16 protein-coding genes are annotated in these 14,491 nt (G+C 35.9%); 11 read left to right on the forward strand and 5 right to left on the reverse strand.

Translation table 11 applies throughout. The features are described 5' to 3' along the window. From ACFQZ1_RS14825 to ACFQZ1_RS14835, 3 genes are read left to right on the forward strand one after another with little or no spacing between them, the layout of a single operon-like run. Window positions 1-561: a biotin transporter BioY gene (locus ACFQZ1_RS14825; protein WP_377882945.1), complete on the forward strand. Its 561-nt coding sequence runs from the start codon at window positions 1-3 to the stop codon at window positions 559-561. Between the two features lie 39 nt (window positions 562-600). Next, window positions 601-2,064, forward strand: a complete 1,464-nt coding sequence (locus ACFQZ1_RS14830; RefSeq protein ID WP_377882946.1) for an acyl-CoA synthetase — start codon at window positions 601-603, stop codon at window positions 2,062-2,064. Further along, window positions 2,057-3,151: an acetyl-CoA C-acyltransferase gene (locus ACFQZ1_RS14835; protein ID WP_377882947.1), complete on the forward strand. Its 1,095-nt coding sequence runs from the start codon at window positions 2,057-2,059 to the stop codon at window positions 3,149-3,151. The genes ACFQZ1_RS14830 and ACFQZ1_RS14835 overlap by 8 nt, the downstream gene beginning before the upstream one ends. 123 nt (window positions 3,152-3,274) lie before the next feature. On the opposite strand, the gene ACFQZ1_RS14840 is transcribed toward ACFQZ1_RS14835, so the two are convergent. Then, window positions 3,275-4,483 carry an alanyl-tRNA editing protein gene (locus ACFQZ1_RS14840; RefSeq protein WP_377882949.1) on the reverse strand — a complete coding sequence of 403 codons (1,209 nt, stop codon included), beginning with the start codon at window positions 4,481-4,483 and terminating at the stop codon, window positions 3,275-3,277. Between the two features lie 140 nt (window positions 4,484-4,623). On the opposite strand from ACFQZ1_RS14840, the gene ACFQZ1_RS14845 reads away from it, so the two are divergent. Further along, window positions 4,624-5,016, forward strand: a complete 393-nt coding sequence (locus tag ACFQZ1_RS14845) for a hypothetical protein (protein WP_377882950.1) — start codon at window positions 4,624-4,626, stop codon at window positions 5,014-5,016. A gap of 87 nt (window positions 5,017-5,103) precedes the next feature. Then, window positions 5,104-6,336, forward strand: a complete 1,233-nt coding sequence (locus ACFQZ1_RS14850; protein WP_377882951.1) for an MDR family MFS transporter — start codon at window positions 5,104-5,106, stop codon at window positions 6,334-6,336. Window positions 6,337-6,649: 313 nt separating this feature from the next. On the opposite strand, the gene ACFQZ1_RS14855 is transcribed toward ACFQZ1_RS14850, so the two are convergent. Together ACFQZ1_RS14855 and ACFQZ1_RS14860 are read right to left on the reverse strand one after the other, a co-directional pair. Beyond that, window positions 6,650-7,033, reverse strand: a complete 384-nt coding sequence (locus tag ACFQZ1_RS14855; protein WP_377882952.1) for an Hsp20/alpha crystallin family protein — start codon at window positions 7,031-7,033, stop codon at window positions 6,650-6,652. A gap of 149 nt (window positions 7,034-7,182) precedes the next feature. After that, window positions 7,183-7,329 (reverse strand): small acid-soluble spore protein P, encoded by a 147-nt coding sequence (locus tag ACFQZ1_RS14860; protein WP_377882953.1) that lies wholly within the window; start codon window positions 7,327-7,329, stop codon window positions 7,183-7,185. Window positions 7,330-7,535: 206 nt separating this feature from the next. Between ACFQZ1_RS14860 and ACFQZ1_RS14865 the strand changes: the two genes are divergently transcribed. Beyond that, window positions 7,536-7,799: a hypothetical protein gene (locus ACFQZ1_RS14865; RefSeq protein ID WP_377882954.1), complete on the forward strand. Its 264-nt coding sequence runs from the start codon at window positions 7,536-7,538 to the stop codon at window positions 7,797-7,799. Window positions 7,800-7,890: 91 nt separating this feature from the next. Further along, window positions 7,891-8,571, forward strand: a complete 681-nt coding sequence (locus ACFQZ1_RS14870) for a polysaccharide deacetylase family protein (protein WP_377882989.1) — start codon at window positions 7,891-7,893, stop codon at window positions 8,569-8,571. A gap of 186 nt (window positions 8,572-8,757) precedes the next feature. Here the strand turns inward: ACFQZ1_RS14870 and sspO are convergent, their stop codons facing one another. After that, window positions 8,758-8,907, reverse strand: a complete 150-nt coding sequence (gene sspO / locus ACFQZ1_RS14875; protein WP_098307008.1) for a small acid-soluble spore protein O — start codon at window positions 8,905-8,907, stop codon at window positions 8,758-8,760. Window positions 8,908-9,192: 285 nt separating this feature from the next. Here sspO and acnA point away from each other — a divergent pair, with 285 nt between their 5' ends. The 4 genes from acnA (at window position 9,193) to ACFQZ1_RS14895 (ending at window position 13,865) form a co-directional block, all read left to right on the forward strand. Beyond that, window positions 9,193-11,916 carry an aconitate hydratase AcnA gene (acnA, locus tag ACFQZ1_RS14880; protein WP_377882955.1) on the forward strand — a complete coding sequence of 908 codons (2,724 nt, stop codon included), beginning with the start codon at window positions 9,193-9,195 and terminating at the stop codon, window positions 11,914-11,916. 124 nt (window positions 11,917-12,040) lie between these two features. Then, the gene (locus ACFQZ1_RS14885) at window positions 12,041-12,817 is read left to right on the forward strand and encodes a Cof-type HAD-IIB family hydrolase (RefSeq protein ID WP_377882957.1); all 777 of its coding nucleotides are present in this window, start codon (window positions 12,041-12,043) and stop codon (window positions 12,815-12,817) included. 63 nt (window positions 12,818-12,880) lie between these two features. Continuing rightward, the gene (locus tag ACFQZ1_RS14890; RefSeq protein WP_377882958.1) at window positions 12,881-13,387 is read left to right on the forward strand and encodes a DNA topology modulation protein; all 507 of its coding nucleotides are present in this window, start codon (window positions 12,881-12,883) and stop codon (window positions 13,385-13,387) included. Window positions 13,388-13,409: 22 nt separating this feature from the next. Next, window positions 13,410-13,865 (forward strand): DUF6843 domain-containing protein, encoded by a 456-nt coding sequence (locus ACFQZ1_RS14895; RefSeq protein WP_377882959.1) that lies wholly within the window; start codon window positions 13,410-13,412, stop codon window positions 13,863-13,865. Between the two features lie 252 nt (window positions 13,866-14,117). Here the strand turns inward: ACFQZ1_RS14895 and ACFQZ1_RS14900 are convergent, their stop codons facing one another. Next, the gene (locus ACFQZ1_RS14900; RefSeq protein ID WP_377882960.1) at window positions 14,118-14,417 is read right to left on the reverse strand and encodes a hypothetical protein; all 300 of its coding nucleotides are present in this window, start codon (window positions 14,415-14,417) and stop codon (window positions 14,118-14,120) included. Between the last annotated feature and the right edge of the window lie 74 nt (window positions 14,418-14,491).

The raw sequence follows: 14,491 nt of genomic DNA on the forward strand, positions 1-14,491 counted from the left end.
ATGAATACAAGAAATTTAGTTTTTGTAGCTTTATTTAGTGCCATTATGGCCGTGTTAGGATTTATACCACCCATTGCATTATCATTTACACCTGTACCAATTACATTGCAATCACTTGGTGTAATGCTTGCAGGTGGATTGTTAGGATCTCGTCTTGGAGCTCTTAGCCAACTCGTATTTTTACTTGTTGTAGCAGCAGGCGCGCCATTGTTAGCTGGAGGACGTGGTGGATTTTCAGTTTTTGTCGGACCAAGTGCTGGTTATTTAATGGGATATGTCATCGGAGCGTTTGTAATTGGGTATTTCGTAGAACGCCTTCGCAACGTATCATTTCTGAAATTATTTTTAATTAATATTATTGGTGGTATTTTCGTTGTATATTTCTTTGGTGTTATCGTACAAGCTTTTGTGATGGATATAAGTGTAGTGAAGGCAGCACAATTAAGTGTTGTGTTTTTACCGGGAGATATATTGAAGGCTGTATTTGCGGCACTTCTTGTTACGAGACTACAACGTTCATTGAAACGAACAATTTATCGTACAAATTATGAAACACGTTAATACGTGTTTCTTTTTGTTATAGAAAAGGAAGTGAAATAGGTGGGAATTACAAAAACGTATGCAGCACATGCTCAATATCAACCGAATAAAATTGCAATAAAAATAAAAGATAGAGAAGTTACATATAAAGAATGGTATAAATCTGTTTGCCAAGTTGCTAATTGGCTTCACATGGAAGGATCAACTAATAAAAAGATTGCGATTTTACTTGATAATAGTGTGGAATTCTTACAAATTTTTGCTGGGTCTGCTATGGCAGGCTGGATTTGTGTACCACTTGATCCAAAGTGGAATACTTATGAACTTGAGGAACGACTACAAATCGTACAGCCTTCTATTATAGTTGTAGCGCAGCATAAACGTGATCAATTGCCTCAAACAAATAGTAAAGTATTTTCTATGAGTATGTGGTCTGAAAGAATAGCACATGGTGCTATTACAGTAAATTGTGTAGAAAAGGTAGGAGAGTTACCTTTTTATATGGGGTTCACATCAGGATCAACGGGAAAAGCAAAAGCGTTTCTTCGTTCACAACAATCATGGGTAGAAAGCTTTGCTTGTAATGTTCATGATTTTCATATGAAAAAAGATGATGCAGTATTGCTCTCCGGAACGTTCGTTCACTCTCTCTTTTTATACGGTGCAATGAGTGCTTTATTTTTAGGACAAACGATACACATGACAGAAAAGTTCATTCCAAACCGTGTTCTTTCAATATTAGAGACGGAATCTACTTCTGTTATGTATACAGTTCCAACGATGCTAGAATCCCTATACAAAGAAGAAAGAGTTATAGAACGAGAGATAAAGATTATTTCATCAGGTGCAAAATGGGAAGCTGAAGCAAAACGAAAAATAAAACAGGTCTTTCCAAAGGCAAAACGATATGAATTTTACGGCGCGTCTGAATTAAGCTTTGTTACAGCACTATCACATGATGATAATGAAAATAAACCATCTTCAGTTGGAAGACCATGTCATAATGTGAAAATTAGTATTCGTGATGGGGATGGACAAGAAGTAGAGCAAGGAAAAGTTGGCACAATTTATGTGAAGAGCGAACAGTTTTTCATGGGGTATATAATAGATAATACACCAATTTGTCACGTAACAAGTGATGGGTGGATGACAGTTCATGATGTGGGTTATGTTGATGAAGCTGGATTTTTATATATTGTAGGTCGAGAAAAAAATATGATTATTTATGGCGGAATCAACATTTTTCCTGAAGAAATAGAACGTGTATTGCAGATGCATCCAAATGTTGATGAAGTAGTTGTTGTTGGTAAGAAAGATGTGTATTGGGGAGAAAAACCTGCAGTGCTTGTTAAAGGAGTTGTATCAAAGCAAGAGCTAAAGCAATTTTGTTTAGGAAAGTTGTCTTCCTATAAAATTCCGACAGAATGGTATTTTGTAGATGTAATTCCGCATACAAGCAGTGGGAAAGTTGCACGGACAGAAGCAAAAAAAATCATTGAAAAGCAGGAGTTTACGTATGAATAGAGCGGTAATTGTTGAAGCAAAACGTACTCCGATTGGAAAGATAAATGGGATATTTAAAGATTATTCTGTTGAAAAATTAGCGGCCCCTTTACTTACATATATAAGTAAAGGTATCGAAAAAGAAATCGATGATGTTGTATTCGGAAATGTTGTTGGGCCTGGTGGGAATGTAGCTCGGCTGTCGGCATTAGAGGCAGGTCTCCCATATGGAGTACCTGGTGTGACAATCGATCGTCAGTGCGGTGCTGGACTGGAAGCGATTCGGCTGGCATGTCATCTGATTCAGGGCGGAGCGGGAACTTGTTATATTGCAGGTGGAGCGGAAAGTGTAAGTACTTCACTATTTGAGAAACGAGCACGGTTCTCACCTGAACGTATTGGTGATCCTGATATGGGAGTTGCTGCAGAGTATGTAGCGAAGCGTTACGGAATTACAAGGGAGATGCAAGATGCGTATGCATGTTTGAGTTATAAACGAACATTATCAGCATTAGAAAAAGGATATTTACAAGAAGAAATTGTACCAGTTTCTCACATTACCGTAGATGAAACAATTAAACCGCGTATGGATTATGAAAGAATTATAAAACGAACACGCCCTGCTTTTTTAGAAGAGGGAACAGTGACGGCAGGTAATTCATGTGGAGTGAATGATGGAGCGTGTGCTCTTCTTATTATGAATGAAACGCAAGCTGAAAAGCTTGGTTATAAACCGGTGCTACGATTTGTGCATAGTGCCGTTGCTGGTGTAGATCCTAATTTCCCTGGTAGTGGACCAATATTTGCGGTACAAAAATTATTACAACAGATGAATCTTACAATGGAAGATATTGATTGTATTGAAATGAATGAAGCATTTGCCTCTAAAATAGTTGCATGCGCGCGTGAGTTAAACATTCCGTATGAAAAATTAAATGTAAACGGCGGTGCGATTGCTCTTGGACATCCGTACGGCGCATCGGGAGCAATGCTTGTGACAAGATTATTTTATCAAGTGCAAAGAGAAAAGATGAAATATGTAATTGCAACGATAGGCATAGGCGGAGGGATTGGACTTGCGCTTTTATTTGAAAAGGTAGAAAGCTAGGAATCACAACCTTTCAAAATTTAGCAATTCAAGATGCAGATTATTATATCCATTCTTATCATCAATTACTTCATATTATGAAAGAGAAGAATCTCCAAATATAGTAGAAACGCAAGAAGCTATTTATGCTTCTTGCGTTTCTTTTTGTATGTGAATGAGATGATTTAAAAATGCTTCGCCTGTAACAGTTGCTTTCCCACCGCCGCGTGCACTTTTTAGGTTACCTCCACCTTTTCCTTCTATAAGAGGAAGAGCTGTTTTTAAAAGAGTGTTCATGTTTTGCTTAACGGCTTGACCGCATGCGCAAATGCATTGTAAATTTTCACCGTTTTGTGTAACAAGATATGTAATGATATGTTCATCTTTTTCTGTAAGGATAGCTGCTAATTTTGCGAGTTCCTGCATAGAACGCTCTGTAAAATTAACTGCAATTTGTTTTCCAAACGAAGTTTTCTCTGCTTGTTGTAATAATTCATTTGCTTCTACAAGAATGAGTTTTTCATTGGCTGCTTGCAGTGCTTTTTCATTTTCCTTTTGAGAAGAAAGGATTTGCTTTATTTTGTTTGGAATATCGTCTTCTTTACCATGTAATTGCTGGGCTGCGCTTTTTACAAGAACTTGATTGCGCTTCATAAGTTCGATTGCACGCCAGCCGCAAACAAATGTAAGACGAATGTTTCCTTTATGACGCTCCCAATTGATAATTTGAATAGGGCCGACTTCACCAGTTTGTTTTGGATGTGTACCGCCACATCCGTTATAATCAAGATTTTCAATAATCACAACACGAATGTTTTCTGTTACAGTTGGTTCCTTGCGAAGGGGAAGCTGTTTTGCTTCTTCTTGGTTTACCCATTGAACTGTAATGGGACGATTTTCAAATACAATTTGATTAGCAAGGTAAGCAGCTTCTTCGGCTGTTTCTAAAGAAAGGTCGGAAGTTTCTAAATCAATTGTTACGATCTCTCTTCCTAGATGAAAACCGATTGTTGGAATATTAAAATGGTCCCAAAATATAGCGGACAAAATATGTTGTCCAGCGTGTTGTTGCATGTGATCAAAACGACGTTTCCAAGAAACATATCCTGTTACTTCATTTGTGTGTATCTCTTCAGTAATGTAATGAAGAATTTCTCCATCTATTTCCTCTACATTTATAACAGGAGTTTGATTTAAATGCCCCGTATCATGTGGTTGACCACCGCCCGTTGGATAAAAGGCTGTTTCTGTTAATACAACATATATATTGCCATCTTTGTCACGCGCTTGATTTGTAATTTGAGCTGTGAATGTTTGTAAGTATGTATCTTTGTAATATAATTTTTGGTTCACGTCTATACTCCTTTCAAATGTAACTATTTTCATTGTAAAACAATCCGTATCACTTTCCTAATATTTCATAAGAAAAATTCTCTTTTTTAGAATTTTCTTGCTATAATAAGAAAAAGGGGAACATAACGGGGGTGGATGAAATGTTATATGAAAATGGTGTACGTAAACTGATTCATCTGAATACGAATATTTCTGAGATATACCGAGAATTGCATGAAATGACCCGTCATTTAACAGAATGTAACCGAGAAAGTGTCACATTTGATCGGTTATATGTGAAGGAATTGCTATGGAAGAAAGAAGATATAGTCTCTATGTATGATCAGTTGCTTATTCAAGTTTGTATTAATGAATGTTTTGATATGAAAAGTTGGATAGCTGGAGAATATAGCTACACACATGAAGAAGTAGAGAATTGGGTGACTGAATTTATTAGTAAACATAATGTAAATATTGAAGTAGAGGCAGTATTAAAAGAATTACAGTTTACATATGGTATTGATATGGAGCTAAAAAGAACGGCTCGCGTTTAGGAAAACAAAAATCATGTTTTCAAAGGAAGCTGCTTTTCAGCTTTCTTTTTCTTTGTATTGTATTTGTAGATAGAGAAGGTGAGAGAGATGAAGGGGAAGTTACAACATATTCATCCTATCGGGATGACTATTATTATTGGAACATTATTTGCAAGATTTGCAACATCAATGAGCATTCCGTTTTTAGCAATTTACTTGACGAATGCAAAAGGAATATCAGCAGGAGTTACAGGAGCAATTATTGGAACGAGCGCATTAGTAGGTGTATTTGCAAGTTTCATTGGCGGGAATTTATCAGATCGTTATGGGCGAAAAAAGATTATGCTAGCATCTATTATTGTTTGGATTTGTGTATTTATTGGATTTGGATTTGCAGAGCATGTTTTAGCATTTTTCTTACTAAATGCGCTAAATGGGATGTGTCGTTCATTTTTTGAGCCAACGTCTCGCGCCTTATTATCCGATTTAACAAAGCCGGAGCATCGTTTAATGATGTTTAACTTGCGTTACGGTGCTATTAATGTTGGTGTTGCGATTGGGCCACTTGTTGGTCTTCAGGTTGGAACTGCTGAATCAACAACACCATTTTTTATAGCAGCTATTATGTATGCTCTTTATACAATTGTACTCGCATTACAATTTCGAAAGTATCATGTTGGAGAAGAAAAAACAGAAGAGACAGAACGAGTTACTTTTATGGATTCCTTGCGTGTTATAAGAAAAGACATTGTTTTTTTAGTTGCATTAATTGGAATTATTATTAGTACAGCAGGATACTCACAGTTTTCATCAACGCTTTCTCAATATTTTGCGAACTCCCATCTATTTGAAAATGGAGTGAAATTATTTTCTTACGCATTAACATTAAACGCAATTACTGTAGTAATTGTTCAGTACCCACTCATTCAAGTTTGTAAAAAGTATACACCGCTTGTATCCATTATGATTGGTACATTACTTGTTGGTGTAGGATTATGTGGATTTGGATTTGTGGAATCAATGTGGGCTGTTTTCGTTTGTACGATCATATTTACAATTGGAGAAGTATTAATGTTTTCTATGACAGATGTGTTTATTGATCAAATTGCTGTTGCAAATTTAAAGGGAACATATTTTGGAGCAATGGGATTTTCAGGAATCGGATCTGTTATTGGGCCATGGTTTGGCGGACTTCTGTTAGATTATTACGGCTACCATAATGGTTTTACGATTTTTACTATTTTGGCGGTGCTTTCAATGCTTGCATTTCCAATTCTGTTGTTGACAAGGAGTTTGCAGCGTAAAAGAACGATAGAAGAAAAATGGGAAGCGCAAATGTAATGCGTGTAAGGACGAAATAAAGTTTTATGAATAAAGGAGGCTGATCATTTTAAGAATCAGCCTCCTTTTATTATTGCCAGTGCAATAGTTGTTCTAAGATATTGATCGCTTTCAAATCTTTCGTAACTTTCTGCTTTCTCGCGCCATTCGCGGGCAGTAATCCCTATCTCAAGATTTAAAGAGAAACGAGGTGGGGGCTGACCGATTGGCTTAATTAACTATCAATGGAGAATGAAAAACTCCCACTAATAAAAGTTTTAATTTATTTTGCAGAAGGGCTGTTTCTTATATCATGTGTTAAATTTACGTATGACTACTCTGTAAAGAGGACAGTTTGTTCGGTCAATTGTGCTGTTTCTGTTTTAGAAATGTGAATGGTAAGAAGACTATTTTCAAGATAGGCTAACATTTTTTTATATATAATATTAGTTGGTAAGAAAATCATATGCTGCAAGGCAGAATTATTACCAAATACGTTAATTTGTAGGCCTGTCTCCATCTTTTTAATCAGAATATTTCGCTCTAATATGCTCGGAATATCGGCTTCTAAAATATATTCTTGCTCTGTTTCAAAAAGGTCAACGTGGATACCGTTTGGAGAGGGGGAATTTGCGTATAAATCGGAGCAAAATTGATTCATCCATTCTTCAAAGCCATCAACATGAAAAAGGCAGTCTTTTTTCTTTTTCTTGCCCATTGTAAGAAAACCTCCATAAAAATTCATTCATATTACGATATTCACTTTGAGAATAGAGGTGAAAAAGAAAGGAGGAAATGTGCTTAAAAAGAAGAGAAGATATTAGAAATATATGATAAGAAGACAGTGCGCATGCACTGTCTTCTTTTTTACATGTCGTGGTGAGCATGATTTTTTTGACGCGTATGTTTTTTATTTTTTACTTTGTGTGATCCGCTTAACGGTTCTGGTTGACCACCAGAAACTTGTCCTTGCGGAGAATTTTTACGAATGGATTTGCTATTGTTTTTCTCCATTATAATACCCCTCTTTTTCTTTTGCTTTAGCGGTTATTCAAATGAACAGTAGAGCCCGATTAGCGAAATGAATTAGCTGAAGGAAAGTACCTAGTCTAAAGTTTCGCTCTATATTAGGATGAGAAAACTTCATAAATTTATACGAGAATGTTTTTTGAGGTAAAGGTAAAAGATAATGGAGAGTAATAATTGAAAGGGGAATGGTTATGCCGTATCACAAAGATAAGCAACAAGCATTTCAAGCTGCCCAGCAAGGAACGGTAGATGCAGAAAATGTATATAACAACATTGTAAAAAATGATCCAAATTATCCACAAGATTTAAAGCATTTACGCCAAGAAGTGCACGAAGCATATGAACAAATCCAAAACGCATTAGAAGTTGCTTCTGAAACGCAGCGAAAGCAATTGCAACAATATGAACAAGATTTGCAACATATTATGCAAAATGTGGAGGAAGTGCGTGATTAATAGGTTGTTGAGTAGTCTCAGCAGCCTTTTCACATAAGACGAGCTAATGATGATTAAAGAAAAATGTATTATAATTTGTTGTTTTATTGTTATGTTAAGCATGATAGGAATTGAACATGTTGATGCAAAAATGTTAATGAGAAAAGAGTTAGAACCAACTGGTCACGTTACATGGGAAGTGCCAACTAATGAAAAAATAATAGCAATTACTTTCGATGATGGCCCGGATTCTACATATACACCTCAAATTTTAAATATATTGCGCCAATACAATGCTGAGGCAACTTTTTTTATGATTGGATTCAGAGTTAAGCGTAATCCATATTTAATTGACCAGGTGTTAAAGGAAGGGCATGAAATTGGTAATCATACAATGAATCATTTGTATGCACGCAGTGCAACAGGACAAAAACTTGAAAATGATATTCTAGAGGGAAAACGGTATTTACAAAAATGGGTAGATAAACCTCTTCTTTTTCGCCCGCCTGGTGGATATATTAATGAATCTGTATTTACAACGGCAACAGAAGCAGGATATGAAATTGTATTATGGTCTTGGCATCAAGATCCAAGAGATTGGTCTAGTCCTGGTAAGGATAAGATTGTAAATCACGTTTTAAACAATGCGAAGAGTGGTGATATTGTCTTATTGCACGATGGAGGAGGCGATAGAAGCCAAACTGTCGAAGCATTAAAAGAGATTTTACCAGCCTTGCAAAAACAAGGGTATCGATTCGTGAAAGTATCAGAGTTATTGAAGTATAAGCATTAAAAAATCCCAAAAGATAACCTTTTGGGATTTTGTTTTATCCCGCATTAAAGGGCAGTAAGCCCCCACCTCAAGTTTCAAAGAGAAACGAGGAAGATAGGTGAGGGATAACTGCCCGTAAAAGCCCGATTGGTGAGAGCTTTCCATCAGTGGGGGATGAAAAAAAACCCCACTGATGGAAGTTTCACTTTATTGATTCTTTTTACGTTTTTTATTGTTTTGACGCTGAGCTGCTGTTAATGGCTCATTCGAAAATTCCTCATTATACCCTGTACCTTGTCCTTGTGCAGAGGCTGCGTTCATTCCTGGAATGACATGATTTGCTTTACGTTTTCCCATTATTATACCCCCTAATTGACTGTAAGAGCCTGAAGAGTTCCATTTACTTTCTATAAAGAAAAACGCTTTCTAAAAAGCAGTTTCACTTTATAGAAATAGTATCTGTTAACGAGTAATTTACTATGCAGTAACGAAGCTATAAAGAAAACTTATGAAAAACTATAAGTTTCTTCTTATTTACTTATCCATTAAGTTGTAATAATATATTATCGTAAGGTATTGAAAAGTTTGGCTACATTTTATATTCAGACAATTTCAGTCACGTTTAACAGGGGGGTAACCATAATGGTAAAACACAATCCATTTCACGCTCGTGCAACATTTGAAGTAGATGGAAATATGTATCATTATTATCGTTTGAAAGCACTTGAAGATGCAGGGGTAGGTAATGTTTCTAAATTGCCTTATTCAATTAAAGTATTACTTGAATCAGTACTTCGTCAAGTTGATGGCCGCGTTATTAAAGAAGAACATGTTGAAAATTTAGCGAAATGGGGTACGAAAGATATTCAAGATATCGATGTACCGTTTAAACCATCTCGTGTTATCTTACAAGACTTTACAGGGGTTCCAGCTGTTGTTGATTTAGCTTCTCTTCGCAAGGCAATGGCAGATATGGGTGGGAATCCTGATAAAATTAATCCAGAAATTACAGTTGATCTTGTTATTGACCACTCTGTACAGGTTGATAGAGCAGGTACATCAGATGCGCTTCAATTTAACATGGACTTAGAGTTTAAACGCAATGAAGAACGTTATAAATTTTTAAGCTGGGCACAAAAATCATTTGATAACTACCGTGCAGTTCCACCAGCAACAGGTATCGTTCACCAAGTAAACCTTGAATATTTAGCACCAGTTGTTCATGCGGTGAAAAATGCTGAAGGTGAACTTGTTGCATACCCAGATTCATTAGTAGGAACAGATTCTCATACAACGATGATTAACGGTATCGGCGTTCTTGGATGGGGCGTTGGTGGTATTGAAGCAGAAGCTGGAATGCTTGGACAACCTTCATACTTCCCAGTACCAGAAGTAATCGGTGTGAAATTAACGGGTACACTTCCAAGTGGTACAACAGCAACAGACGTTGCATTAAAAGTAACACAAGTATTGCGTCAAAAAGGTGTAGTTGGAAAATTTGTTGAGTTCTTCGGTAGCGGTTTACAAAGCATGCCATTAGCTGACCGTGCAACAATTTCTAACATGGCACCAGAATACGGTGCAACTTGCGGCTTCTTCCCAATCGATGATATTTCATTAGATTACTTACGTTTAACAGGCAGAAGCGAAGAGCAAATTCGCATCGTTGAAGAATATTGTAAAGCGAACGGCTTATTCTATACAGCTGATAGTCAAGATCCAATCTATACAGATCTTGTTGAAATTGACTTAAATACAATTGAGTCTAACCTTTCTGGTCCAAAACGTCCACAAGACTTAATTCCTCTTTCTAACATGAGAGATGAGTTCCGTAAAGCTGTTGTGGCACCGGTTGGTAACCAAGGATTTGGCTTCTTAGAGCAAGAATTTGATAAAGAAGTGAAAGTAGTATTACAAGATCAAGAAGTAACGATGGAAACAGGTGCAATTGCAATCGCTGCGATTACAAGTTGTACAAATACATCTAACCCATATGTATTAATTGGTGCAGGCTTAGTTGCGAAAAAAGCAATTGAAAAAGGCCTTAAAGTACCTGATTACGTAAAAACATCATTAGCACCAGGGTCTAAAGTTGTTACAGAATACCTAGATAAATCAGGATTAACAACTTACTTAGATCAATTAGGTTTCCAAACAGTAGGTTACGGTTGTACAACTTGTATCGGTAACTCTGGTCCATTAGCACCAGAATTAGAAGAAGCAATTGCTTCAAATGACTTATTAGTAACATCTGTATTATCTGGTAACCGTAACTTTGAAGGTCGTATTCATCCGCTTGTAAAAGCAAACTACTTAGCATCACCACCGCTTGTAGTTGCATATGCACTTGCTGGTACAGTTGATATCGACTTGAAAAATGATGCAATCGGTAAAGATGCAAACGGTAACCCAATTTACTTTAACGACATTTGGCCAACAGCGGCAGAAATCGAAGAAGTTGTGCAAAATGTAGTAACATCTGAACTATTTAAGAAAGAATATGCGCAAGTATTTAACAGCAACGAACGCTGGAATGAAATCCAAACTTCAAACGAAGCGTTATATACTTGGGATAATGATTCAACATATATCCAAAATCCGCCGTTTTTCGAAGGGTTATCAAAAGAGCCAGGTGAAGTGGAGACACTTTCAGCACTGCGCGTAGTTGGTAAATTTGGCGACTCTGTAACAACAGACCACATTTCACCAGCAGGATCTATCGGTAAAAACACACCAGCAGGCCGTTACTTATTAGAAAATGGTGTGCAACCAGTTGACTTCAACTCTTACGGTTCTCGCCGTGGTAACCATGAAGTAATGATGCGCGGTACATTTGCAAACATCCGTATTAAAAACCAGATCGCACCAGGCACAGAAGGTGGATTCACAACATACTGGCCAACAGGCGAAGTGACATCTATCTATGATGCAGCAATGAAATACAAACAAGACGGAACAGGTCTTCTTGTAATCGCTGGTAAAGACTACGGTATGGGAAGCTCACGCGACTGGGCTGCAAAAGGTACAAACCTTTTAGGTATTAAAGCAGTTATCGCAGAAAGCTTCGAGCGTATTCACCGCAGTAACCTTGTGTTAATGGGCGTATTACCACTTCAATTTAAAGATGGTGAAAGTGCAGAAACATTAGGTCTTACTGGTCAAGAATCATTTGAAATTCAAATCGATAAAACAGTAAAACCACGCGACCTTGTAAAAGTTGTTGCAACTGACTCAGAAGGAAACGAAAAACAATTTGAAGTAGTAGCACGCTTCGATAGCGAAGTAGAAATCGACTACTACCGTCACGGCGGTATCTTACAAATGGTTCTTCGTGAGAAATTAGAAGAGTCTAAGGTATCTAACTAAGTTGTAGATTTTCTAGTTGAAAAATAACAAAAATAAAAACTCAAAGTAAATTTTACTTTGAGTTTTTATTTTTTATTGTATTTAATCGTGAAAGAAGTCTTGAGATAACAAGGGAGGCTTAAATATGTACAAGGTTGTATTTTTTGATGTTGATGGCACCCTATTGAGTGAAGTTGATAGAAGTATACCGCTAAGCACGAAAGAAGCAATTGAAAAGTTGATTGAAAAAGAAATAAAAGTTGTAATTACAACAGGAAGACCATACAGTTTGTGTGAAGAATTCAAGACGATGGGTATTGATACATTCATTTCTGCCAATGGTGCGCTTATAAAATGTGATGATAGCATTATTCATAAATCAGTACTTTCAGCAGAAACAGTTCAAGATGTTTCGGATTTTGCTGAGTTGAACGGACATGGTATTTCTTATTTTACTGAGCTATTCGCCATGAATGGAATAGGCTCCGATGATGAACGGGTTATGAAGGTATTAAAAGAGACATTGAATCTTGAACAATACCCTAAAAAAATGAAGTCTCTTTCAGAAGAGGTTTACTGTATTTGTTTGTATGCGGACGAAAGTGAAGCTCAGAAATTTCTAGACAGATTTCCGAGGCTTAGGTTCGAGCGTTTTCACGGCTACGTAATGAACGTACTTGAAGAGACAGAGGTTTCCAAATCAGTCGCAATCAAAAAAGTGTTGGATTATCTAAATATTTGTAAATCAGACGCAATTGCTTTCGGTGACGGTCGAAATGATATCGATATGTTAGAGTATGTAGGATTGGGGATTGCTATGGAAAATGGGGAAGAAAAGTTAAAACAAAAAGCGGACTTCATTACAAAAAAGGCAAGCGAAGGCGGAATAGCTTATGCATTAAAGAAATTTGGTGTCATTTAAACTAGATGCATGATTGTTTAAAAAGGATTATTACCTTTTTGAGATATTAATAAGGAGGGGTTTATGAAAAAAATTGTACTTATTGGTTCGGGTGGTTCAGGGAAATCCACATTAGCAAGACATTTAGGCGAAAAGCTAAAAATAAATGTTTATCATCTTGATACATTATTTTGGAAACCCAATTGGGTAGGGGTTCCAAAAGATGAACAAAGAAAAGTACAAAATAATTTAATTAAACAAGAAGAATGGATTATTGATGGAAATTATGGCGGGACAATGGAAATAAGACTTAACGCAGCTGATACAATCATCTTTCTTGATATTCATAGAACAATATGTGTCTATCGTGCTTTCAAAAGAATAGTACAATATCGAAATAGAACAAGACCAGATATGGGTGAAGGATGCGAAGAAAGGTTTGACTTAGAATTTTTTAAATGGATATGGGAATATCCAACGACCAAAAGACCTGTAATTTTAAAAAGACTTAATCAATTATCTAGGGATAAAAAAGTTATTATCTTAAAATCACCAAAAGAAGTTCAACAATTTTTAGAGCAAGTGCAATGATTATAAACTAAAGGGTGTGCTTATGAAAGCTAAAATAGGAATAGTATTATTATTTTTTATTGTAGTAGGAGCAACTTATCTATTTTTAAATAGTAACCAACAAGGAGTTGACCAAACATACTTATTACCGAATGGTTTTGAGGGATGCGTAGTTATAAATTATGATGTGAAAGATGCAAAACCTTTGCAGATAGAAAATAATGAAATTATCTATAAAGTACCAAAAGACGGTATAATAAATACTTCTTCTCCGATGGAATTTGGATGGGTTAATAAAAAACACTCAGGATCATTCCAATTAAAAGCATTTTATGTAGATGAAAGTGGCAAGAAAATAAAAGAGTTACCACAGGATAAAATACTTTTGGGTGCTAATGGGTCTGCACAAGAAGATGGAAAACCTAAAAAAGACTATTTTTATCAAATATTTGGTTCTAAAGAAATTGAAAATCAAGGATGCCCAGCCATCGAAAGATAATAAAAACAATTTATTTTAAATTAACGGATATGAAATAGCATAATTTCACTAACGGGGGGCGTTAGTTGAACAAGAATGGGGAACCTCGACGAATGAAGGTTCCCCTAATTACTATATAAAAATCAACATTTAAATTTAACAGAGCCTTTATTAAAAAGAAAAAAGCACACTATAGAGTGCTTTTAAAGCAAATAAATAATTTGGAATTTATATGTTTATTTGGTTGAACTAAAATTTCCAAGTATTTGCACACTACGGAGCAAATTCAATTTGACCAGTAAACAATAAGAAAATCACGATTATCCAAAATATAAAGAAGGAGGAGGAGAGGATTAAAGATATGATAGGAATTACATTTTTCTCCGTTTTCTTCACTATCCCAATTATAGAAAGTACGATACCTATTCCCGTAAGAAAAAATGTTATATAATCTCCAACCAAATTTCCGATATTTGCTATTCTTGTCGGTGTTACAAAAACAATGAAAAAGCAAATAATTCCAATAATTAAAGAAATATAGTTAATTATACCGTTCTTCTTTGGAATAACCATTTTGTTTTCCGAATAAACACAACCTTTCTAGATAAATACAATTTAATCCTAACACAATTAACCAATAAATTGGT

The sequence above is a fragment of the Bacillus sp. CGMCC 1.60114 genome (assembly GCF_042676365.1).
Taxonomy (GTDB): Bacteria; Bacillota; Bacilli; order Bacillales; family Bacillaceae_G; genus Bacillus_A; species Bacillus_A rhizoplanae_A.

Excerpts from the sequence above, each read along its gene's own strand:
- ACFQZ1_RS14825 (WP_377882945.1), top strand. The coding sequence starts at position 1 with ATGAATACAAGAAATTTAGTTTTTGTAGCTTTATTTAGTGCCATTATG.
- ACFQZ1_RS14835 (WP_377882947.1), top strand. The coding sequence starts at position 2,057 with ATGAATAGAGCGGTAATTGTTGAAGCAAAACGTACTCCGATTGGAAAG.
- ACFQZ1_RS14845 (WP_377882950.1), top strand. The coding sequence starts at position 4,624 with ATGTTATATGAAAATGGTGTACGTAAACTGATTCATCTGAATACGAAT.
- ACFQZ1_RS14850 (WP_377882951.1), top strand. The coding sequence starts at position 5,104 with ATGAAGGGGAAGTTACAACATATTCATCCTATCGGGATGACTATTATT.
- ACFQZ1_RS14855 (WP_377882952.1), bottom strand. The coding sequence starts at position 7,033 with ATGGGCAAGAAAAAGAAAAAAGACTGCCTTTTTCATGTTGATGGCTTT.
- ACFQZ1_RS14860 (WP_377882953.1), bottom strand. The coding sequence starts at position 7,329 with ATGGAGAAAAACAATAGCAAATCCATTCGTAAAAATTCTCCGCAAGGA.
- ACFQZ1_RS14865 (WP_377882954.1), top strand. The coding sequence starts at position 7,536 with ATGCCGTATCACAAAGATAAGCAACAAGCATTTCAAGCTGCCCAGCAA.
- ACFQZ1_RS14870 (WP_377882989.1), top strand. The coding sequence starts at position 7,891 with ATGTTAAGCATGATAGGAATTGAACATGTTGATGCAAAAATGTTAATG.
- sspO (WP_098307008.1), bottom strand. The coding sequence starts at position 8,907 with ATGGGAAAACGTAAAGCAAATCATGTCATTCCAGGAATGAACGCAGCC.
- acnA (WP_377882955.1), top strand. The coding sequence starts at position 9,193 with ATGGTAAAACACAATCCATTTCACGCTCGTGCAACATTTGAAGTAGAT.
- ACFQZ1_RS14885 (WP_377882957.1), top strand. The coding sequence starts at position 12,041 with ATGTACAAGGTTGTATTTTTTGATGTTGATGGCACCCTATTGAGTGAA.
- ACFQZ1_RS14890 (WP_377882958.1), top strand. The coding sequence starts at position 12,881 with ATGAAAAAAATTGTACTTATTGGTTCGGGTGGTTCAGGGAAATCCACA.
- ACFQZ1_RS14895 (WP_377882959.1), top strand. The coding sequence starts at position 13,410 with ATGAAAGCTAAAATAGGAATAGTATTATTATTTTTTATTGTAGTAGGA.
- ACFQZ1_RS14900 (WP_377882960.1), bottom strand. The coding sequence starts at position 14,417 with ATGGTTATTCCAAAGAAGAACGGTATAATTAACTATATTTCTTTAATT.